Raw genomic sequence first — 20,541 nt, 5'->3', positions numbered from 1 at the left:
TCGTGTGGATCAACCCTGGTTGATAGGCAGAGCCACAAAGCGCGACTGGTCATTGGTCTGCACCTGGAGAAGAACGGCCTTACGCCCGGTCTTCGATGCATCTGCAATCGCAGTTTCAATTTCCGCACCGGTCTTCACCGGCTTGTTGTTGACCGAGACAATGATATCGCCTGTCGTGATACCCTTGTCGGCAGCATCGCCCTGGCGGTCAATATCCGTCACCACAACACCCTTGCCATCATCGGATGGCATGACTGTCAGGCCGTAGTCGTCGAGAGCCGAAGGCTTTGCCTGTTCTTCCTGCTGCGGAGCAGCATTGGCCTGCTGGTCGTCCTGCGGGTATGGCTTGATCGCGACGTTGAGCGACTTCGCCTCGCCCTTGCGCCAGACTGTGAGCTCGGCATCCTTGCCGGCGCTGATTGCCGCAATCTTCTTGGCAAGATCACGCGGATCAGCGACCTTGTCACCATTGACTGCAGTGATCACATCACCGGCGGCCACGCCAGCCTTCGCTGCAGGACCATCGGCCTGCGGCTCTGCAACAAGTGCGCCTTTTTCTTCGGCGAGGCCGAGAGATTCAGCGATTTCCTTGCTGACCGGCTGGATCTGGACACCAATCCAGCCACGCGAAACCGAGCCGGTCTTGATCAGCTGATCGACAACATTCTTGGCGGTCGTCGCCGGGATGGCAAACGCAATACCAACACTGCCCCCCGAAGGCGAGAAGATCGCCGTATTGATGCCGACAACTTCACCGTTCAGATTGAAGGCTGGACCGCCGGAATTGCCCCGGTTGACGGCAGCGTCGATCTGCAGGAAGTCATCATAAGGACCTGCACCGATATCGCGGCCGCGGGCCGAGACGATACCAGCTGTTACAGTGCCGCCAAGGCCGAACGGATTACCAACAGCAACGACCCACTGTCCGACGCGAACCTGGTTGTCGTCACCGAAGTTTACATAGGTGAATTTGCGTTTGTCATCGACCTTGAGCACCGCGAGATCAGTGCGCTTGTCCTTGCCGATCAGCTTGGCATCGAGCTCGGTGCCGTCATTGAGGACGACAGTATATGCCGAGCCATCTTCAACCACGTGATTGTTGGTGACGAGATAGCCGTCTTCAGAGATAAAGAAGCCAGAACCCTGTGCAGTCGGGCGAATGCGGTCGGGATGGTTTTGGTCGCGTTGCGACTTACGCTGTTCCATACCGCGCTTTCCCTGCTGACCCTGCTGGCCCTGGCCAAACTCAAAGAAGAAGCGCTTCATGGGATTGTCATCGGGAAGCTGATCCATCCCGGGAAAGCCCGTGCCGTCATCGGCTGTATCGTGGATGGCGCTCTTGACGCGAACGCTGACGACAGCGGGACTGACCTTTTCGACAACATCAGCGAAGCCGGGCTGCTGGGGAGCATCTACACGCACAGCCTCGGCCTGCGCTGGGACAATAGCGCTAAGCGGTCCGGTCGCCAGAAGGCCCCCGACGAGAGCCGAGGACAACAGGGCGGCGGCAATGCCCGCGCGGTAAACAGAGGACTTACGAATGTTCGGCATGAATGTATCTCCTTGGACATCTGATCGATCTTGGATCGTCTTGTAATACCAGTGATACAGATAGGAAGGTTACCCAGCCATTTCCGCATTATGACAAATTTGTAAGGTTCTGCGGAAGCTGGGGCAGCTTCACTCAATCATTTTATTGCGGTAAGCGCTGCCGATAGGCCTTTCAAAGGCGCTTCAAAGACAAGGGGCGCTTCTGCGGTATCTTTATAGGATAGCTGCACGTTTGCCTCTTTGGGGATTTGCTCACGCAAGACTGGACCGACCGGTAAACCCGCGCCACCGCCAAAGGCACTTGCCATCCCGAATATCTGCGAGCCGTTGACGGCCTCCATCGAGGTTGCGTTGACAGCGCCATTGCCGAGATTTGAGATCACTGTGCCCTTTGCCCCGGCACCGGCGAGCTTGACCTTGTCGTAATCGACAACTTCGCCTGCGTCGAGCTCACCGTTGCCGTTCTTGTCATCCCAAACGTATTTCACGGCCACATCGCCAAGCTTTTTTCCGGCGCCCGCCAGACCTTTCAACTGCCCGAAATTGACCGCGTCCGTATCGTCCGTGCCCGCCTTGATATTGGCGATCTTGCTCGTGGCGTCGGTGCCGTGCTTGGCCGAGAACGCCAAGAGAGCCGGATCCCACTGCAGTGCATCGTCTTTCAGGCCTTTAACCGACGCATCAATGTTTGTAATGGCATTCGTGTTGTTGGCGATGTTGGTGGTGTTCGTCGCCACCCGGCTGTCAACCGCCTTTAACTGACCAATATTGACCGCGTCCGTATCGTCGACGCCTGCCGACAGATTGATCAGCCTCCGTGGTCCTTTCTTGCCGGCAGTAGTTCCCGCAATATCGATTGCCGCACCATCGAGGCCCATAGCAACCGTGATGTTTGCCCCCGGCCCCGCCTGCTGCACGAGTCCCGCTTTCCCGTTCGTAATATTGGTGATGTCGCCTGTGTTCTTGCTGATGTTCGTCTCGTTGACAGTCACCCTCCCCCCCAATGTGCCGAGGGCCGAATTGGTGGCAAAGAGCTGGGAGCCGTTGACGCCGTCTGTACTCCCCGCATTGATCTGGCCAGCAGCCATATTGGTCAGTTGCCGCTTTTGGATTGCGTTGCCGATACTGATTTGGCTGTAGGCTGAATTGCCCGCGAAATTATATTGGTTGCCATTGATCGTCACATTTGCCGTTGAAACAGCAGCAGTGTCTGTGACCGAATTAGAGCCGATCGCCACACCACCAAGGAGGTATGCTTTCGCATTGGCACCGAGGGCGACCGCACCGGTCATCTTGTCTTCCGCCAGAGCCCCGAACCCGATCGCAATCGTGTCCTGCTCGAGGGCCTTTGTTCCTGCGCCAATTGCAATTGCCCTCAGATCCGTATCCGGCTTGTCAGTCTCCAAGGCACTGCCCGCCGGTGCTACAAAACCCGCCTGCGCATCGCGGCCGATAGCAATATTGTCCTTCGACGTACTTTGCGCACCGTTACCGACAGTGACTGAATCGAGACCTGTCCCTTTGGTATTCGCATCGCCCAATACGATAGGCTTGCTTGCCTGGGCATGCGCCGTCCCCATCATTCCCGTCATCAGGATGAACCCCAGACTGCACGCTGCGAACGTTCCGACAGAATCCGGCAGACACTCTGACTTGGAATATGAACTTAATCCCAATATCAATTTTCTCATTATCAATCTCTCTAAAATATTTAATGTGAATAATATGTGCGCGTTAATGGTGTGCTTACGAAATATACTGCAACTTTTGGGTGCATATATCGGGCTTGCATGTTAAATCGTAATATGAGCCGCAAAATCTTGGGCAGCTGTGTATATTATTAATGTAATATTTAAACTTCGGTATCGCCCAGATATAGCAATCTGATATATGACGCAACGAAAATAATTAGTTTACACGCGTAATTTTTCCATTGCCTGACAATATATGATCCGTTGTTGCGCCAATCCATATACTGTAGGTTGTATCCTTCGCCTTTCGCCGAGAAGTTCGATTAGTCATTGTCATCATTTGGAGTTTAATCATCATGCCGCCGCTCGGATCGACTATGCGCGTTCACCAGCCCTATCCGGGGGTTCTCGCCTTCTATGATGGCCGAATGGAAGGCGTGCGGGCTTACTCGGACAAGCCAAACTGGCTTGACGACGGCGCCTATTCGCTGGGCGTTTGCTCCTATGCGATCGTGTCTGGCGGTGAAGCGCTGGTTTACGATACCAGCATTTCGCTGCCCCATGCGAGGATTATCCGCGAAACGTTGGAGAAGCTTGGAGTCAATCATATCAAGGTCGTGCTCAGCCACTGGCACGTGGATCACGTAGCCGGGAACGAAGTCTTTGCCGACTGCGAGATCATCGCTAATGCGCTGACCGCGCAAGCAATGCACAGCAATCGTGAACGGCTGGAGAACGACAACCCGCCAATCAAACCGCTCATCATGCCGAACAGCACCTTCGAGACAGAACTGAGCTTGAAAGTCGGCGACATCGAAGTGGAACTGCGTCATGTCGACATTCACAGTCATGACGGGACAATGCTGATCCTGCCGCAGCGCAAGCTGATGCTGGCCGGCGATGCGCTCGAAGAGCCGATCACTTACGTCGCCGAACCGAAACGGCTGGAACATCATTTGCGCGACCTGGAGCGCATGGCGACGTGGGATATCGAAAAAATCCTGCCCAATCATGGTGCGGAGGAAATGATCATTGCGGGCGGTTACGGACCGGAATTGATCGCGGCCACACACAATTACGTAACCAAGTTACTGCGCCTGCCCCACGAACCGGAACTGGCGGAACAAGATCTCAGAACCTTCGTTGCAGAGGATTTCGCCTCGGGTGCGATCAGCTATTACGCGCCCTACGAATCCGTTCACGCGCGCAATGTCAGTGTGGTCTTGAAGGGTCGTCAGGAAGCCTGACCTCACGCCGCAAACCATTACCAATAATACATTTTACATTCTCGCCCGAATAATCGACGGTTTCGCGTGTTCTATTCCAGATTGTGATTTCAGGAGTAAATATCATGCCAAATCCAGGTGTCCGCACCGCAGCTGCGCAATCAACGCGGCAAGTTTATGACCGTGTGACGATAATCCTGCATTGGCTGACAGCGGTCCTGGTKGTTTCGCTTTTTGCCAGTGCCGAGACGGGGGGGGGTTACCTAGAGGAACAGCACTGCGCGGGGAATTGCAAACGCTGCATATTTCGCTCGGGATTTCGCTCGCCGCGATTATAGCCACGCGTATCGTTTGGCGTTTGGCGCAAGGGCGTCGGCTGCCACCCGCAACGACCGGTCTTCAAGCAATTGTCGCCAAGACCGTCCATATCGCGCTTTACGTTTTGCTGTGCCTGCAAGTGGCACTCGGCTTCCTGTTCCGGTGGGTGCAGAACGAGCCTTTCGCCTTCTTTGGCCTCTTCACCATTCCACACGTCGCTCTGGCGCCCGGTCTTCGGTCAACTTTTGGCTGGCTACACAACAACGTCGCTTGGGCGATCATCATCATCGCTGGAATTCACGCCGTCGCGGCGCTATTGCATCATTACGTGCTGAAGGACCGCGTGCTGACGCGCATGTTGCCCGCGAAGGGCTGACGATCATTCGCCTGATGCAGCGAAGAGCTTCTTCAGCTGCTTCTTCTCGCTCTCTGAAAGCGGCGTCATTTCCACCGAAGTCGCGCGGCGCCGGCGGATCGACAGGATGATCGCAGCGCCGCCAGCAAGCAGAACAACGATCGGGAAACCCCAAAGCAACAGCGTGCTCATCTGCAAGCGCGGCCTGAGCAGGACAAACTCGCCGTAGCGCGCGACGAGGAACGCCAGTACCTGCTCGTCCGTATCGCCAGCCACCAGCCTTTCGCGAACCAGAACGCGTAGATCACGAGCGAGATCGGCATTCGAATCGTCGATGGATTCGTTCTGGCACACCATGCAGCGCAATTCCGCGGAGATGGTACGTGCGCGCTTTTCGAGCACAGGATTGGACAGCATTTCGTCGGGCGACAGAGCTTGCGCGCCGGTCGCAGCAAAGCAAAGTGCCAAGCCGAGGGCCAAGGCTGCTAACATCGGTCTCATGAGGTAGCTCGCGCGGGTCGCGGCTTGGATTTGCCCAATTTTGCTTTGGCGGGTGCGCCGATGCGCAGACGCCGGTCGAGCAATGACATGCCGCCACCAATCATCATTACCACGCCACCAAGCCAGATCAGCGTCACCAGGGGCTTCCACCAGATCCTGACCACGATACCGCCATCCTTGGCCGCATCGCCGAGCGAAACATAAAGTTGGCTGAACATGAATGTCTTGATGCCCGCCTCGGTCGTCTGCATCTTGCGAACGGGAAAGAAACGCTTGGCCGAGACAAGATCGGTCACCGGCTGCCCCTCGTCGTTCAGGATCGTGAACGTGCCCTGGTCCTCGGTGTAGTTCGAACCTTTGACAGCATCGACGCGATCAAACCGGAGCGTATATCCACCAGCCCGAATGCCGTCGCCCGGCTTCATCACCAATACGCTTTCGGTTGCAAAGGTCGTCGTGGCAACAATGCCAAGCAGCGTGATGCCAAGACCGAAATGCGCAAAGGTGGTGCCAAATACCGAGCGCGGCAGGCCCATGATACGCTGCGCCATCCCGCGAAAGGAGGTCTTGCCGATCCCGGCCTTGAGCGATAGATCGGTTACTGCGCCGAGCATCAGCCAAACGGCAAGGCCGATGCCAAAGGCGGCGAGCACGCCGGAAGCCGAGGTCTTGTAGAGGACGAAAGCGACGACAAGCAGCGCCACGAAAAAAGCCGTCATCAATCTCTGCGCTACGGCGAGGATATCGCCGCGCTTCCAAGCCAGCAGCGGTCCAAATGGAACGGCTGCAAGCAGTGGGATCATCAACGGGCCAAATGTCAGATTAAAGAACGGTGCGCCGACAGAGATCTTCTCGCCGGTCAGCGATTCCAGCAGCAGAGGGTAGAGCGTGCCGATCAATACGGTAGCGGCGGCGGTGGTCAGAAACAGGTTATTAAAGACCAGCGCGCCCTCGCGCGAAATCGGCTGAAACAGCCCGCCGGGCGCCAGCGTCTGCGCCCGCCAGGCGAAGAGCGCCAGCGATCCGCCAATGAACAGCACAAGGATTGCGAGGATGAACAGGCCACGCCCCGGATCGGTGGCGAATGTATGGACTGACGTCAGCACGCCCGAGCGAACGAGGAATGTACCAAGCAGCGACAGGGAAAAAGTCAGAATGGCAAGGAGAACGGTCCAGATTTTCAGTGCCGATCGCTTTTCCATGACCAGCGCCGAATGCAACAACGCCGTACCAGCTAGCCAAGGCATGAACGACGCGTTTTCGACCGGATCCCAGAACCACCATCCACCCYATCCGAGTTCGTAGTAAGCCCAATAGGAACCCATGGCGATACCGCCGGTCAGGAATATCCAGGCGGTCAGTGTCCAGGGACGTACCCAGCGTGCCCACGCCGCATCGATGCGGCCGTCTATCAGAGCTGCAACCGCAAAGGAGAAGCAGACCGAGAAACCGACATAGCCGAGATAGAGCATGGGCGGGTGTATCGCGAGGCCGATATCCTGGAGGATGGGGTTCAAGTCCTGACCTTCAATGGGCGCCGGATTGAGCCGCGCGAACGGATTGGACGTGCCGACAATGAACAGCAGAAAAGCGCTGCCGATCCAGGCCTGCACGCCGAGGACGTTGGCTTTTAACGTGGGAGGCAGATTATTGCCGAAGAAGGCGACGAGTGCAGTGAAGAAGCTGAGGATCAAAACCCAAAGCAGCATCGAGCCTTCGTGATTGCCCCATACACCTGTGAATTTATAGAGCAGCGGCTTTTGCGAGTGTGAATTTTCAAAGACGTTTTGTACGGAAAAGTCGGAAAGCACATGCGCGGAGGTCAGTGCCGCAAAAGACAGCGCAATCAGGGCGAACACAGTAAACGAAGTCGGCACCGCAACAGCCATCATGCGGTCGTCATTGCGGCGTGCGCCAAGCACCGGCAGCACAGCCTGGATAATCGAAAGCGCCAGGGCCAGCACCAGGGCGAAATGTCCGAGTTCGACGGTCACTGCTTGCTCCCTCCCTGCCAGACGCCCTTGGCTTTCAGGCTGTCGGCAACTTCCTTCGGCATATAGTTCTCATCGTGTTTGGCGAGCACACTGTCGGCCACAAACGCGCCGCCAGGCATAAACTTGCCTTCGATCACGACGCCCTGATCTTCACGAAAAAGATCAGGCAGGATACCATCATAGGTTACGGGAACGCTTTTGACATGATCGGTGACAGAAAAACTGATCCTCGTGCCATCGCCGCGTACGACGCTGCCCTTTTCGACCAGCCCGCCAAGGCGGAAGCGCGACTCCGATTCGACATCGGACGTCTGAATGTCGGACGGCATGCGAAAGAATGCGATCTTCTGCTGCAGCGCGAATAGCACCAGTGCCGCTGCGACCGCCAGGACGAACAGCCCTCCCCCGATCACCGAAAGCCGCTTCTGTTTGCGCGTCATCAATTGTTCTCCGGTTTATCCGGTTCGTCGGCAAGGCCAAGCTCGTTGGCCACCGCATCGAGCCGCGCAAGCTTGTCTGCACTCAGCACTTTTCTCGCCCGGCCCAGCGCTTCCAATGCATCATTGGGCCGGTTGAGAACTACATAGGATCGGACAAGCCGCTCCCAGCCTTCGATATCATCAGGCGATTGTTTCAATTTTTCGGCAAGGTTCGCAACCATGCCTTCGATCATCGCAGCGCGGTCCTGGTTGTTCATGCCCGCAGCAGCTTCGACTTGCGAGGCGTCGGGACCGGTTTTCTCGACATCGCTGACGTCTGGCGCATCACCGGAGATCTCATGATCTAGCCTCGTCAAGGCGGCTTGTGCCTGATCGCGCCACGGAACATCCGCAGGCGCTTCCGCCAACAGCTTGCGGATCAGGTCACGCGCCTCTGGCAGGCGGCCCTGCTGCATCCAGCCATCAATGATATAAAACTGCGGCCGCATGTCTTTTGGATCAAGCGTCATTGCGCGCTGGAAGGCTTCCTCCGCGCGGGCGGTGATCTTACCACCAGTCTCTGCAGCCAAGGCTTGCCCCAGGCCGAGTTGCCGGCCCGCACTGTCACCATTCAATCTTATGGAGTTTTGATACGCGGCAACAGCATCTCCGGGCCGCCCCATCCGCATATAGATCGGCGCGAGCACTTCCCAGCCCTGCCCGTCATCGGGGTTGAGCGCAAGATGCGCCTCGGCGCGGGCAACCAATTCGGCTGGTGTGCTTTGATCCGCGGGCTTCGCAAGCCGCTCCGCGAGTGGTTGAGCCGGCAAATCTGGAGAGCCGAGCTTGGTGTATATACCCCACGAAATCAACGGGATGGCAAGAACAGTTGCAAGCGTAAGCCATTCGCGAGTCGCGCTTTTCGTTGGCCGGACAATCGCCTTGTCGTCCTCCACGGCCTTGGCCGATTTGAGAAGGCGGCGGCCGATTTCGGCGCGTGCCTGTTCGCTGCTGACGGGGTCGATAAGACCGCGCTTTTCATCGGCGTCAAGCTCGCGCAGCTGATCGCGATAGACCTCGACATCATATTGATTGTCCGACACGGGCGCTTGAACGCGTCGCGTCAATGGCAAAAGCACAAGCAGCGTCGCAACTACGGTCAGAACAGCAGCGGAAATCCAGAAAACCATGGCTGAGACATACCCCCACCCCCGCGTAAAATCCAAATGGATTTAAATTGATAGGGCAATTCGCCGCAAAGGTTGGCGGTGTTCATAGCTCCGTCACTTCCCGCCCAAACACAAAGGATCAACCTTGGGGATCCCATTGTTCAGTTCGCAACTTCACAAAAATATCAGACCGCTTTTCAATCGCAGAAAGATAATGCGGATACTCATCTGCGTCATTTATATAGAGAATGAGAGGATATTCCGGGAATTCATCTTCAACCGTCTCCCCGTCTTCAATATTTTCGTTATCCTGCAAATACAGAAAATCCTCAAACACACCAAGGCAGTAGTACTCACCCTTGTGAAGGCTCTCGCGGGCCTCAAGCTCTCTGCCAAGAATATCTTCCAATAACTCTTTTATCTCTTCCATATCTTCCGAATAAATACCAAATAGTATATCTGTTCCCATTGATACTTCCTATCATTCAAGTATTAACTCTATTCGTGCATATTCTCCCGGTCGATTCGCGATATCCAGCTCTGAGCGATAGATCATGAACGACAACTTTCGACCTGTCAGTGCACGTAAGGAACGCTGCAGGCTACCAATGCCGAGCCCATTTGCAGAATCATCGTCCAGTTCTTCTGTACGTGTTCGACCGCTCCGCATTGGCGTCGCCAGATCGTTCAACCTCCGCCACATGGATGGGCTGACCAGCGCGAGATCGTAATCGCTCGGTTTGGCGCCATCGAAAGGTGAGTTCTGTTTGAAGGTTCGACCCGTCACGGCACTGCCGCGCATAAAAACATGGACATCCTTATAGCCCGCATCGCGAAGGCCGTCTCATATACTTTGGCGGAATCCCGCATAGTTCTGCACAGTACGAAAGCCATAGGGTGTTCATTCGTAAACCGGTTGTGCACCGCGCCCAAGCTCCATCATCCGGTAGTCCGCTTCGCGGGTTATGCGCTCATTGTTGTTGCGGATTTCACCTTCGGCGCTGTCATAGCGGCCGGGTCGTGGCTTCCAGTTTGGATCGCGCTCTTGTACCCGGCGCACCGCCGCCTCGGCATTCATCGCTGAGAGTTGGATACGTGTCTCTTCCTGCGGCGTCGTTTGAATGCGCCGTCCGCCGATCATCCGGCCGGATGACGATCCACTCCGCCGGCCACCACCACCCGTTTGCGCAAGTTGAACCGACGTCCCATCGGGCGTTGTCGGGCCGGTCCCCGGCTTCTTCGCAATCGCGCCACCAAACCGCCCACGACCGGAGACGAGCCGAGAACCGCCCGTTGCGCTTCCCCCAGTTCCACCACTTCCTCCACCGTCGTCCGTCCACTGTCCGCCATCGGGGTTGCCGGCGGGCACGCGTGGTTGGTCCGGGCGATATTTCAATGCAAACCAGAGCTGGAAAGGCTCGTAAAGCGTCGACCAGGATTTCAGCTCACAATTTTCTGCCTCTAGATTTGCTATCCATTGCCGGTTGTCCCCGCTTGGATTTGCCAGCTTCAAGGCAGCAAGCAAAACCTCATTCGCCTTGATGTTCGATAATATGCGGAGTTGGTAGGAATACCCGTTCAATGCTGAAGCAGCCATGAAATGAAGCCCTGAAATAACGGAGAAAAAGATCGAATAAATGCAATCAGCCGCGAGGGGTGCTCGCGGCCGATTTCGTCCGACTAAAAAGTGATGGACTAGGGGCGTCCGGACCTTAGGTCAAAGGTGTCCAGCTGCCGTCCTCGTTCCGGCAAGCAGTACCACGTGCTGATTGCGGTGTACCGTCGATCCGCACCGTGTGCGTATATTGTCGGCAATTTTGCGAGCCAACCTGGTAAGGTTGCGCCGCGACGACCTCACCTGAGCGACTGCCGCTGCTGTTTTTCCATTCGACCGTCTTGCCGGCAGGAGAATATTCAAGCGCCTGGTATTCGGCTTGCAAGGCCCGCTTGCGATCCGATGGGTCCAGAGATGGATTGTTTCCGATCAAACCATTGCCGAGCGCCGCAAGGACCCCAGTTGTGGCGGGTTGTTTCGAGCCACCTGTCAGTTTGCTCAGCGTGCTCCCGCCGTTGCTCTTGGGCGCCGACGTCGTGGAACATCCGGCTAAAGCAACGACGGCAAGCAGGGAAATGACTATATGAAATTTCATCATCGGTCCGTTTTAGGGTATCCTTTGTAGTAGCCTTTTATGGCCTGATTAGTCGCTCGCTTGCAAGCTCGATTCAGGTAGCCGCAACCGGAAGTGTCAGCCGCGCAGCCAGACCACCGAGCTCGGGGCTCCGCTCCAGCCGCAGCGTACCGCCATATTCCCGGACCGTGTCGTTGACGATCGAGAGACCAAGGCCTGTCCCCGGCTTGCTCTCATCCAGTCGCTTGCCGCGTGTCAGCGCGTCCTTGATCTGCCTTGGCGCAAGACCCGCGCCATCGTCCTCGACGCTGATCTCGAGCCCGCTATCCACCTTCGCGAGTGTAAGCCTGATAACACTGCGGCCCCATTTTCCTGCATTTTCCAGAAGGTTGCCGACGACTTCTTCGAGATCTTCCTGCTCGMCGGCAAAAATCGCATCATCCATGTAGTTGTTAAACTGAACATCCATTGAGGGATTGAGTTTCGTGGTGACCCGCACCAGGCGGGTGAGGATCGGGGTGACCGGCGCACGAAATACCACGCTGTCGCGCTGTGCGGCTATGCGCGCGCGTTGGAGATAGTGCTGTACCTGGACCTGCATCGCCTCGCTCTGCTCGGCGACGATGCGCCCTTCGCTCCCGCCGATCGTCCGGCTTTCATTTACCAGGACGGAGAGCGGCGTTTTGAGCGAATGCGCCAGATTGCCGACCTGAGTGCGCGATCGCTCCATAATGCGGCGATTATTCTCGATCAGCGCGTTCATTTCGCGTGCGAGCGGCGCGATTTCGTCGGGCAGACGTTCATCCAGCCGCGAGACCTTGCCTTCGCGGATATCGGCGAGAGAACGGCGAACGCGGTCGAGTGGACGCAGACCGAACAGGATCACAGCCGCGTTGATCAGCGTGCCGCCCAGAGCAAATATACCGAGATAGAAATAGAGCGTGTTACGGAAATGGGCAATTTCGCCTTCGACCTCGCTCAGATTTCCCATGACCCTGAACCGGGCAACGCGGTTTTCCGCGTCGAGAACAACTTCGGTTTCGACGACGGAAAGCTGCTGGCCGTTGGGACCCGGTTCTACATAGGAGCGTTGAAACGACGTATCGAAGGGAACATTGAGTGTCGAGGGCGAGTCTATCTCCCTGTCACCCAGCGAGACGGATTTGAGCGAACCCTTCAGATTGTCGGCGACCGGTTCGACAGACCAATACCAGCCGGAAAGCGGGCTCGAATAACGAACCTCGCCCGGGTCTGGACGTCCGGCAAGTGTGCCGTCATTGACGCTGACCGAAGCGATCACGCTGAAGAGATGGGCGGAAAGCAGCTGCTTGAAGCTTTGCAGGCGCGATTCGCCGTAGATCGTCGAAATGATGGTGGCAATGGCAACGAAGGAGATGATGGTCCACAGCGTCGAGAGCATGATGACTCGCAGCGACAGGGAACGCAGGCTGGGAAGATAGCTGGTCAGCGGGATTGTCACACGTTGTCCTGCCTTTTGATGACGTTCGGGAGGGTGGAATCGCCCAAAAGTTCTACGACCCGCTGTCCTATGACTTGTCCTGCGACTTGATCCTGTATCCCATTCCCCGGATCGTCTCGATAAGATCCATTCCCATTTTCTTGCGCAGGCGTCCCACAAACACTTCTATCGTATTAGAATCCCGATCGAAATCCTGATCATACAAGTGCTCGACCAGCTCGGTGCGGGACACCACCTCGTCCATGTGATGCATGAGATAAGACAACAACCGGAACTCGTGCGAGGTAAGCTTCAGTGTCGTGCCGTTGACTGTCGCCTTGGAGGTCTTGGTGTCGAGCCGCAGTGGCCCGCAGGTGATTTCCGATGAAGCATGACCCGCAGCGCGCCGGATAAGGGCCCGCAAACGTGCCAGAACTTCCTCGATATGGAATGGCTTGGCGACATAGTCGTCAGCACCCGCATCGATACCGGCGACCTTGTCGCTCCAGCGGTCACGCGCGGTGAGGAGTAGGACGGGCATGACCCGCCCGTCCCTGCGCCATTTTTCAAGAACGGTCAGTCCATCCATTTGCGGCAGGCCGATATCGAGGACTACTGCGTCATAAGGCTCGGTATCGCCAAGAAAGTGGCCCTCCTCGCCATCGGAAGCCTTGTCGACGACATAGCCAGCATCGGTCAAAGCTTCGACGAGCTGGCGATTAAGATCACGGTCATCTTCGACGACGAGTATTCTCATGCAGGATTTCCCTTGCCGGCGCGAATCAGCTTGCTGGTACGGCGACTTCCACACGGCGCGGACGTTCGCCATCCTTGCCGGGGATCAGAACCACCACGACGCAGACTTCCTTGCCGTTCTGCACAACCGAGGTGGCCCGCGCAAGTGTCCCGCCTTGCGAATCGGCCACCCGTTGCCCCACAGAGGAGCAATCTGCAGCAAAGGCAGTGCCGGCGTTGAGGACGCCAGCGACTGAGATCAGGCCCGCAAGGGGCAGGGAGATAAAGAGGTGTTTCATCATGGCGTCATTATTATCGGTTGCTGTCTGAACGATGCATGAACGTTTGGTAATGTGACTGTCAGAATTGCCACAAGTTCACGCCTTTTAACACTATATTTCTTTACGTGTTATGAGCGTCGTGGCGCTGACGCGACCAAAAAGTGCAACAATACCGCTCAAGGCGGTCAGAAACTGCACAATAGTATCGGTGATCGCTCCTTGGTCTATGCCATCGGTGGAGATGTGAAAGAAGCTTGAACAGGAAAGCAAGATCGTCACGATCGACGCCCATACCCTGCCCTGTTCGTAGAGTGCTGCGATCGGCTCGGCCCGCAACGCCTTGCCGCGGTTGGCCCGCACGGAACGCACGGGAACGCTATCGTCCTCCGCTGCGATCACTGCGGCCACCATGTCACCGCCCTGATTGACCTCGGCAATGATCAAATCGGCCTCCAGCCTGTGAAACAGCGCAATCGCCCGTCTCGCCCATTCATGCGGCTTGGCCGGTGCGAAACTCTCGTCAGCGAGCACCCAGGCCATGCCGTTCTCATCGAGGCCGGCCGCCACGATACCGCAGGCATCGGACTTCTTCGTTGCGCTGGCCGGAGGATCGATCGCAACGACGATGCGCTTCAGTTCCGGCACGTCTGACGAGAACACGTTCTCCATCATCAGCCGGGACCACAGCGCGTCCGGGCTCTCCTCGATCAACTCGCCATCGAGTTCCTGCCGCCCGAGCCGGGTGCCATAAAGGCCATTCACATGCTTGACGTAGCCCGGCGCAAGATTGGCGGCATTCTCCTGCATTTTCATGCGGCGCACACGAATTGCCGGATCGGCGAGCATATTCTTGAGCAATGGCAGCGGTCTTGGCGTTGTCGTCACCACCTGCCGCGGGTTCAACCCGAGGCGCAGGCCGAATTGCAGCATGTCCCAGGTCTCCTGCACATGTTTCCATTTGCACAACTCATCGCACCAGGCCGCGTCAAATTGCGGTCCGCGCAGGCTGTCCGAGTCTTCCGATGAAAACATTGCCGCCGTGGCACCGTTTGACCAAACGAGACGCCGCAGTGTCATCTCGTAGCGTGGTCTCTCTGCGCGGGACACCTTCATGATACCCGAGGGGCCATCGAGCATGACTTCGCGCACGTCCGCCAGTGTTTCACCGACCAGCGCGATGTTGCATGAACCACGCGTAGTGAACGGCCGGTAGTTTTGTGCGACGCCGTTGACCCACTCGGCGCCTATCCGGGTCTTGCCGGAGCCGCGCCCACCAAGGATCAGCCATGTCTGCCAGTCACGGCTCGGCGGTTGTTGCGCTGTCCTTCCCTGGCAAATCCACTCCCGTTCGAGCGCTACCGATTCCCTTTCGTTGAAGTTCTTCCTGGACCAGTTCTCTTGCGCGGCTGTCAGCAAGTTGATCGATCCTTTCATCAATGCGTTTCAGGACGGCGCGAAGCTCATCGGCACTCAGGCTAMCCACGGTTTGCGCTCTTGTTGTTGCAAAGCGCTCCTGTAGATCGCTGACACGTTCAATGGTCCGGGCGAGAAGTGCCAGGCCATCGAGCCTCGCTTTGCCCGACGCTTCTCGACCCAACGAGGAAAGCGTATCCAGTTCCTTGCGCAGCAGATCCATGATCCGCTGGGCAAGGCGCAACTGCCGGTTTCCCTGTTGCATGTCGCTATACGAAAGGCCGTCGCGTTTGAGCGCTCGCAGGAACTGGCCTTCTGTCAGTCCGAGCAGCGGCACGATTTCGGCAGCGGATATGCCATATTCGCGGCACAGCGCAAATGCGCTTCGCCGGCGCATGGCGGCGGCAAAATTGACTATCATGGATTGTCCTTGGAAGGAGTTCGAAACGAATCCACTCGCCCGGCTAATCCACCGGCGAGGTATTGGACTCACATTTCCGACGATGACTAAAACCTACAGGACAACCGTTACGCAGTCAAGGATTATTTTCCTAGTCGGGATCTTTTTCTTATTTGCGCTTGGCTGTGTTGAGATTCAGGTCAAGACGCGCCGAAAATGGTGATTTTCGAGAACCGGAGCGCAGCGTACTTTAAGGCACGTGAGCACCGGATCGCAGAAAAGCGCCATTTGCAGGCCCGTCCTGGCGTGAATATCACGCTGCCGCCTTTTTCCAGCCGAGAGCCAAGAGCCCTGCCCCGATCATCAGCGATCCGCCTGTCCGATTGACGATGCGCTGGACCTTTGGCTTGCGGATGGTCTGGCGTGCCATCGATGCCATCACGGCGTAGGTTGCAGCATTCAGTGTCGCGAGAACGAGGAAGGTCGTTTCGAAGATCACCATTTGCGTGAATATCGGGCGGGTCGTATCGAGGAACTGCGGCAGGAAGGCCACGAAGAAAATGATGCTCTTGGGGTTGAGAGCGGTCACCACGTAGGCGTGGAGGAAGATGCGGTGGGCCTTCTCGTTCTTTTCCGGCGTTTCGCCGGTTTCAGCATTGGCGATCGGCGCACGCCAGAGCTTGATGCCAAGATAGATAAGGTAGGCAGCCCCAACCCATTTCAGCACGGTAAAGATCGCTGCCGATGCAGCGAGCAAGGCTCCCAAGCCAAGCATGGAGGCAGTCATCGCGGTGAAATCACCGAGCGCAACACCCGCAACCGTCGCCGCTGCAAAGCGTCGGCCATGGCCAAGCGCATAGGAGATGACGAGAAGGATCGTCGGACCCGGAATAGCGAGAAGAATTGCCGATGCTGCAACGAATGCCAGCCAATGCTCAATGGACATGCCTATGCTCCCACTTGGAAAAATGACACCAATCCACCGGACAGGCGCAATTGCAAGTGGAAACTTTTTGGCAACAGTCCCGGTCAAATCTCCATATCGGAAGCGCTTGCCCTTGTGACATTAATCACAAAGGCGGTATTCTTTTTGCGGGACGAAATGACCATATTAGAGCTTAAACAGCCGCTTCAAGAAGCTGTTAAGTGATATCCGCTAAACCATGTGCCTTCAGGGGCAAGCATGGCTTAGCACAGGGCAGGCAAGAAGTTTGATGAACGCGCCAAGGCCGGACAAGAAACGCAAGCGATTCAAGGTCTCGCCGCTGCTTGGGCTTGATGCCTGGATCGATTCGACCCTTTACGAAACGCGCTTTCGCCTTGCAGAAGTCTGGGAAGACACCACCATCTTCTTCCGCCGCTTCCATGTCACGGGCTGGCGTCGCGCTATATTCGAAGTTCTGGGCGAAGCATTCACCTGGGGTACAGTCGGTTCCGTGCTCATGCTGACGCTGGCTATCCCGGCCTTTCACGAGACGGAAAAGAACTGGCGCACGCGCGACGACTTTGCCGTGACGTTCCTCGACCGGTACGGCAACGAGATCGGCCAGCGTGGTATTCTGCACCGCAGTGCCGTACCCATTGACGAATTGCCGGACCACGTCATCAAGGCCGTCCTTGCAACGGAAGACCGTCGCTTCTTCGACCATTTCGGCATTGATTTCCTCGGGCTGTCGCGCGCCATGACGGAAAACCTGCGCGCCAATTCCGTTGTCCAGGGCGGCTCGACCATTACCCAGCAGCTGGCGAAAAATCTGTTCCTCAACAATGAGCGAAGCCTTGACCGCAAGATCAAGGAAGCTTTCCTTGCCCTATGGCTGGAGTCGAACCTTACCAAGAAGGAGATTCTGCAGACATATCTCGACCGCGCCTATATGGGCGGTGGAACGTTCGGCATCGCGGCAGCTTCCGAATTCTATTTCGGCAAGAGCGTCAAGGACGTCAATCTGGCGGAGGCGGCAATGCTGGCCGGGCTCTTCAAGGCGCCCGCGAAATATGCGCCGCATGTCAACCTGCCGGCAGCGCGTGCCCGCGCCAACGTGGTGCTCACCAATCTCGTCCAGGGCGGATTGATGACCGAAGGCCAGGTGGTCGGCGCACGGCGCAATCCCGCAACCGTGGTCGATCGCGGCCGCTCGGAAAGCCCGGATTATTTCCTCGATTGGGCCTTCGATGAGGTCAAGAAGGTCGCGCAGAAAATGCCGACCCATACGCTCGTCGTCCGCACTACGCTCGATACGGGAATCCAGAAGGCGGCGGAGGAATCCGCGGAATACCACCTTCGCCAGTTTGGCAAGGAATATCACGTCACCCAGGCGGCAATCGTGGTTCTTGAAAACAACGGCGCGGTCAGGGCTATCGTCGGCGGCCGCGACTATGGCGAAAGCCAGTTCAACCGCGCCACAGCCGCGCTGCGGCAGGCGGGCTCGTCGTTCAAGCCCTATGTCTATGCTGCCGCCATGGAAAAGGGCATGACCCCGAAGACGCTGGTCTCCGGTGGCGCGGTTTCATGGGGCAACTGGTCGCCGCAGAATTATTCTCGCCAATATCTGGGCAAGATCGACTTGACCACCGCACTGGTCAAATCCATCAATACAGTCCCTGTGCGGCTCGCCAAGGATTACCTGACGACCGCGCCCATCGTAGCCTTGACCAAGGCCTTTGGCGTTGAGTCGCCGATCAGCTCGCACAAGACGATGGTGCTGGGCACCTCCGGCATGACCGTCATGGATCAGGCAACAGGTTATAATGTCTTCGCGACTGGCGGCATCGCCGGCATGCGTCATCCCTTCACGCAGATCTTGAGCCAGAATGGCGATGTCCTTTGGGATTGGAAGAAGGATGGCGTGAAACCGCACCGGGTTCTTTCGAAAACGGCGGCAGATAACATGAACATCATGCTGTCGCAGGTGCCGGAATGGGGCACTGGCCGGCGTGCCGCTTTGYCGATGACGCGGGCGGCGGGCAAGACCGGCACCACGCAAAGCTATCGCGATGCATGGTTTGTCGGCTTCACCGGCAACTACACGGCTGCTGTCTGGTTCGGCAATGACAATTTCACGCCGACCAAGGAATTGACGGGCGGCATCCTTCCGGCAATGACCTGGCAGCGCTTCATGAACTATGCGCATCAGAACATCGATCTCAAAGCCATCCCGGGCATCGATCCAACCATGCCAAAGCAGGACAAGGTGGCAGCGGCCAAAGCTGAAGAGGCCGTTGACGATGACGCGCTGAAGGCGGAAGAGCGGCCACGGGTTCTGTCAAGCGCCACCGCGACAGCCATCCGTGAAATCGGCCAGGCGTTGAAAGCCGCGCCGCAGCTCAAACGGCCGATCCTGCCCTCGAAAGTCTCCGCACTTTGATTGCATGCCCCAACACTCGCGTGTACTTCTGATTCGATGTTTCGAAATGTTCTCCTCGCCCTCATTGCGCTTGTGATTGCTGTCGGCGGCGGTACGCTGAGCGCATGGTATGCGGTCAACCGTTTCGATGGCTTTGGCGCGCTAACCGTCGGCCAATGGACCGGGCATCCGGAAGCAGGTACCCTCCTCTCCGATCCTTATGCCAAGGCGCGCGCCGCCCGCGAAGGCGCCTTTCCGCTTGGGTCCGCCGAGGGCCTCGCCTTTTACGCCTATGATGATAATCAGGGCCAGGTGCTCGACCGGCGCTGCTCCTACAGGATCGAAGGCAATAGCCCCAATTCGCGTTTCTGGACGCTTTACGCGGCCGACCGATCCCTCATCGCACTTGACCCAGGTAAGGACCGCCTGCCTGCGCTGCATTCGCGGCAAATACTCCGCCAGGAGAATGGCCAGTTCGTGGTGCTCGTTTCGCCCAAGGCTCAACCGGGAAACTGGCTTGCCACGATAGGCGCCGGCCGGATGGTGCTGGTGATGACGCTCTATGACACACCTGTCGGCAGCAATTCAGGCCTCGTCGACATGACATTCCCGGCGGTCACGAGGATCAGCTGCGATGGCTAAGCTTTTTCGCGCCCTGCTCTTTGGTCTTATCGGCGCCGGCATTGTTCACATCGCGGTTGTCCTGCTGGTGCCCTTCTACTCGGATCGCAATGCCTGGTCGCGCATTTCCGCCTATGGCGATGACTGGCAATTCCATAGCGTGAACAGGGACCGGGCGCCCGGAACCGTACCGCTCGCTTTCGATCCACTGTTTCAGGCAGCAGCCTGCCGTTTCGATATCGAGGATCTCCCTGCCCACATCACCGGCGTCGGCACGACACCTTATTGGTCAATCTCCGTCTACAACCGACAAGGCGAAAACATCTACTCGATCAACGATCGCACCGCGATCGCCGACCAACTCGATCTGGTCATAGCGACGCCGCTGCAGATGATTGAACTCAACAAGACCAAGCCCGCAGCGGCTGAAAATTCCGTGCTTATCGAGGCCGACATGGACGAAGGCTTTGTTGTCATCCGCAGTTTCGTGCCGGATGAGTCCTGGAAGGAAGAAGTCGGTTCCTTCCTGCAGAGTGCCAGCTGTACGCCGCTGCTTTGACTGGCAGCGGCCTGAGGTCGCTGCCAGTTTCACGAAAGAAGCGCTACTCCTCCAGAGGTTCATGCGCTGTTTCGCGCGCAAGCAGCAGCACCAATCCTGTCACGCAAGCCGCACCCGCTACGTAGATCGAGATGGCGTAGGAGCTCGAATAGCTTTTGAACAGCGCCGCCATGATCAAGGGAGCGAATCCACCGCCGATAATCCCGGCAAAAGTATAGGCGAGCGATGCGCCGGTGAAGCGGATCCGGGTCGGGAATTGCTCGATGATGAATGACGCCTGCGGACCGTAAAGACACGCATGCACGATCAGGCCACCGACGGAGGCGAGCACGATCGCCAGGGTTTGCGCCGTGTCGAGCAGCGCGAACATAAGGAA

21 protein-coding genes and 1 pseudogene are annotated in these 20,541 nt (G+C 57.2%); 5 read left to right on the top strand and 17 right to left on the bottom strand.

The window, feature by feature from the left end; translation table 11 throughout:
* Positions 1 to 9: 9 nt before the first annotated feature.
* Positions 10 to 1,551: a Do family serine endopeptidase gene (locus tag ACXJ5O_RS00955; protein ID WP_457298236.1), complete on the bottom strand. Its 1,542-nt coding sequence runs from the start codon at positions 1,549 to 1,551 to the stop codon at positions 10 to 12.
* A gap of 137 nt (positions 1,552 to 1,688) precedes the next feature.
* Positions 1,689 to 3,143, bottom strand: coding sequence for a hypothetical protein (locus tag ACXJ5O_RS00950; protein WP_457298235.1), 1,455 nt, complete (start codon positions 3,141 to 3,143; stop codon positions 1,689 to 1,691).
* A gap of 455 nt (positions 3,144 to 3,598) precedes the next feature.
* On the opposite strand from ACXJ5O_RS00950, the gene ACXJ5O_RS00945 reads away from it, so the two are divergent.
* Together ACXJ5O_RS00945 and ACXJ5O_RS00940 are read left to right on the top strand one after the other, a co-directional pair.
* Positions 3,599 to 4,489, top strand: a complete 891-nt coding sequence (locus ACXJ5O_RS00945; protein ID WP_457298234.1) for an MBL fold metallo-hydrolase — start codon at positions 3,599 to 3,601, stop codon at positions 4,487 to 4,489.
* 268 nt (positions 4,490 to 4,757) lie between these two features.
* Positions 4,758 to 5,162 (top strand): cytochrome b, encoded by a 405-nt coding sequence (locus ACXJ5O_RS00940; protein ID WP_457298233.1) that lies wholly within the window; start codon positions 4,758 to 4,760, stop codon positions 5,160 to 5,162.
* A gap of 3 nt (positions 5,163 to 5,165) precedes the next feature.
* Here the strand turns inward: ACXJ5O_RS00940 and ACXJ5O_RS00935 are convergent, their stop codons facing one another.
* From ACXJ5O_RS00935 to ACXJ5O_RS00870, 14 genes are all read right to left on the bottom strand, one after another.
* Entirely contained in the window at positions 5,166 to 5,642 is a 477-nt protein-coding gene (locus ACXJ5O_RS00935) for a cytochrome c-type biogenesis protein (RefSeq protein WP_457298232.1), read from the bottom strand.
* Positions 5,639 to 7,636, bottom strand: coding sequence for a heme lyase CcmF/NrfE family subunit (locus ACXJ5O_RS00930; protein ID WP_457298231.1), 1,998 nt, complete (start codon positions 7,634 to 7,636; stop codon positions 5,639 to 5,641). The genes ACXJ5O_RS00935 and ACXJ5O_RS00930 overlap by 4 nt, the downstream gene beginning before the upstream one ends.
* The gene (gene ccmE, locus ACXJ5O_RS00925; RefSeq protein ID WP_114432062.1) at positions 7,633 to 8,076 is read right to left on the bottom strand and encodes a cytochrome c maturation protein CcmE; all 444 of its coding nucleotides are present in this window, start codon (positions 8,074 to 8,076) and stop codon (positions 7,633 to 7,635) included. Before ccmE ends, ACXJ5O_RS00930 begins: the two co-directional genes overlap by 4 nt.
* A complete protein-coding gene (gene ccmI / locus ACXJ5O_RS00920; protein ID WP_457298230.1) occupies positions 8,076 to 9,245 on the bottom strand; it encodes a c-type cytochrome biogenesis protein CcmI in 1,170 nt (389 codons plus the stop codon). The genes ccmE and ccmI overlap by 1 nt, the downstream gene beginning before the upstream one ends.
* A gap of 118 nt (positions 9,246 to 9,363) precedes the next feature.
* Positions 9,364 to 9,693, bottom strand: coding sequence for a hypothetical protein (locus ACXJ5O_RS00915; protein ID WP_457298229.1), 330 nt, complete (start codon positions 9,691 to 9,693; stop codon positions 9,364 to 9,366).
* Positions 9,694 to 9,705: 12 nt separating this feature from the next.
* A complete protein-coding gene (locus tag ACXJ5O_RS00910) occupies positions 9,706 to 10,026 on the bottom strand; it encodes a hypothetical protein (RefSeq protein ID WP_457298228.1) in 321 nt (106 codons plus the stop codon).
* Positions 10,027 to 10,125: 99 nt separating this feature from the next.
* Positions 10,126 to 10,821, bottom strand: a complete 696-nt coding sequence (locus ACXJ5O_RS00905; protein ID WP_457298227.1) for a hypothetical protein — start codon at positions 10,819 to 10,821, stop codon at positions 10,126 to 10,128.
* Positions 10,822 to 10,936: 115 nt separating this feature from the next.
* Positions 10,937 to 11,374: a hypothetical protein gene (locus ACXJ5O_RS00900; protein WP_457298247.1), complete on the bottom strand. Its 438-nt coding sequence runs from the start codon at positions 11,372 to 11,374 to the stop codon at positions 10,937 to 10,939.
* A gap of 73 nt (positions 11,375 to 11,447) precedes the next feature.
* A complete protein-coding gene (locus ACXJ5O_RS00895) occupies positions 11,448 to 12,749 on the bottom strand; it encodes an ATP-binding protein (protein WP_457298246.1) in 1,302 nt (433 codons plus the stop codon).
* 151 nt (positions 12,750 to 12,900) lie between these two features.
* Positions 12,901 to 13,569: a response regulator transcription factor gene (locus tag ACXJ5O_RS00890; RefSeq protein ID WP_457298226.1), complete on the bottom strand. Its 669-nt coding sequence runs from the start codon at positions 13,567 to 13,569 to the stop codon at positions 12,901 to 12,903.
* Between the two features lie 25 nt (positions 13,570 to 13,594).
* Positions 13,595 to 13,846 (bottom strand): hypothetical protein, encoded by a 252-nt coding sequence (locus ACXJ5O_RS00885; RefSeq protein WP_262295692.1) that lies wholly within the window; start codon positions 13,844 to 13,846, stop codon positions 13,595 to 13,597.
* Positions 13,847 to 13,939: 93 nt separating this feature from the next.
* Entirely contained in the window at positions 13,940 to 15,241 is a 1,302-nt protein-coding gene (locus tag ACXJ5O_RS00880; protein WP_457298245.1) for a DNA-packaging protein, read from the bottom strand.
* Positions 15,126 to 15,662 carry a hypothetical protein gene (locus ACXJ5O_RS00875; RefSeq protein WP_457298225.1) on the bottom strand — a complete coding sequence of 179 codons (537 nt, stop codon included), beginning with the start codon at positions 15,660 to 15,662 and terminating at the stop codon, positions 15,126 to 15,128. Before ACXJ5O_RS00875 ends, ACXJ5O_RS00880 begins: the two co-directional genes overlap by 116 nt.
* Before the next feature lie 292 nt (positions 15,663 to 15,954).
* Positions 15,955 to 16,587 carry a LysE family translocator gene (locus ACXJ5O_RS00870; RefSeq protein WP_457298224.1) on the bottom strand — a complete coding sequence of 211 codons (633 nt, stop codon included), beginning with the start codon at positions 16,585 to 16,587 and terminating at the stop codon, positions 15,955 to 15,957.
* Between the two features lie 268 nt (positions 16,588 to 16,855).
* On the opposite strand from ACXJ5O_RS00870, the gene ACXJ5O_RS00865 reads away from it, so the two are divergent.
* From ACXJ5O_RS00865 to ACXJ5O_RS00855, 3 genes are read left to right on the top strand one after another with little or no spacing between them, the layout of a single operon-like run.
* The gene (locus ACXJ5O_RS00865) at positions 16,856 to 19,006 is read left to right on the top strand and encodes a transglycosylase domain-containing protein (protein WP_457298223.1); all 2,151 of its coding nucleotides are present in this window, start codon (positions 16,856 to 16,858) and stop codon (positions 19,004 to 19,006) included.
* Positions 19,007 to 19,042: 36 nt separating this feature from the next.
* Positions 19,043 to 19,627, top strand: a complete 585-nt coding sequence (locus ACXJ5O_RS00860; RefSeq protein WP_457298222.1) for a DUF1214 domain-containing protein — start codon at positions 19,043 to 19,045, stop codon at positions 19,625 to 19,627.
* Positions 19,620 to 20,165, top strand: coding sequence for a DUF1254 domain-containing protein (locus ACXJ5O_RS00855; RefSeq protein ID WP_457298221.1), 546 nt, complete (start codon positions 19,620 to 19,622; stop codon positions 20,163 to 20,165). Before ACXJ5O_RS00860 ends, ACXJ5O_RS00855 begins: the two co-directional genes overlap by 8 nt.
* Positions 20,166 to 20,208: 43 nt before the next feature.
* Here ACXJ5O_RS00855 and ACXJ5O_RS00850 read toward each other — a convergent pair.
* Positions 20,209 to 20,541, bottom strand: a pseudogene (locus ACXJ5O_RS00850) (MFS transporter); the annotation flags it as partial.

This window comes from Phyllobacterium sp. P5_D12, assembly GCF_054049495.1.
This window is presented reverse-complemented; position numbering and strand designations above follow the sequence as displayed.

Excerpts from the sequence above, each read along its gene's own strand:
- ACXJ5O_RS00870 (WP_457298224.1), bottom strand. The coding sequence starts at position 16,587 with ATGTCCATTGAGCATTGGCTGGCATTCGTTGCAGCATCGGCAATTCTT.
- ACXJ5O_RS00900 (WP_457298247.1), bottom strand. The coding sequence starts at position 11,374 with ATGAAATTTCATATAGTCATTTCCCTGCTTGCCGTCGTTGCTTTAGCC.
- ACXJ5O_RS00860 (WP_457298222.1), top strand. The coding sequence starts at position 19,043 with ATGTTTCGAAATGTTCTCCTCGCCCTCATTGCGCTTGTGATTGCTGTC.
- ACXJ5O_RS00945 (WP_457298234.1), top strand. The coding sequence starts at position 3,599 with ATGCCGCCGCTCGGATCGACTATGCGCGTTCACCAGCCCTATCCGGGG.
- ccmI (WP_457298230.1), bottom strand. The coding sequence starts at position 9,245 with ATGGTTTTCTGGATTTCCGCTGCTGTTCTGACCGTAGTTGCGACGCTG.
- ACXJ5O_RS00950 (WP_457298235.1), bottom strand. The coding sequence starts at position 3,143 with ATGACGGGAATGATGGGGACGGCGCATGCCCAGGCAAGCAAGCCTATC.
- ACXJ5O_RS00915 (WP_457298229.1), bottom strand. The coding sequence starts at position 9,693 with ATGGGAACAGATATACTATTTGGTATTTATTCGGAAGATATGGAAGAG.
- ACXJ5O_RS00910 (WP_457298228.1), bottom strand. The coding sequence starts at position 10,026 with ATGCGCGGCAGTGCCGTGACGGGTCGAACCTTCAAACAGAACTCACCT.
- ACXJ5O_RS00955 (WP_457298236.1), bottom strand. The coding sequence starts at position 1,551 with ATGCCGAACATTCGTAAGTCCTCTGTTTACCGCGCGGGCATTGCCGCC.
- ACXJ5O_RS00890 (WP_457298226.1), bottom strand. The coding sequence starts at position 13,569 with ATGAGAATACTCGTCGTCGAAGATGACCGTGATCTTAATCGCCAGCTC.
- ACXJ5O_RS00935 (WP_457298232.1), bottom strand. The coding sequence starts at position 5,642 with ATGAGACCGATGTTAGCAGCCTTGGCCCTCGGCTTGGCACTTTGCTTT.
- ACXJ5O_RS00885 (WP_262295692.1), bottom strand. The coding sequence starts at position 13,846 with ATGAAACACCTCTTTATCTCCCTGCCCCTTGCGGGCCTGATCTCAGTC.
- ACXJ5O_RS00905 (WP_457298227.1), bottom strand. The coding sequence starts at position 10,821 with ATGGCTGCTTCAGCATTGAACGGGTATTCCTACCAACTCCGCATATTA.
- ACXJ5O_RS00855 (WP_457298221.1), top strand. The coding sequence starts at position 19,620 with ATGGCTAAGCTTTTTCGCGCCCTGCTCTTTGGTCTTATCGGCGCCGGC.
- ccmE (WP_114432062.1), bottom strand. The coding sequence starts at position 8,076 with ATGACGCGCAAACAGAAGCGGCTTTCGGTGATCGGGGGAGGGCTGTTC.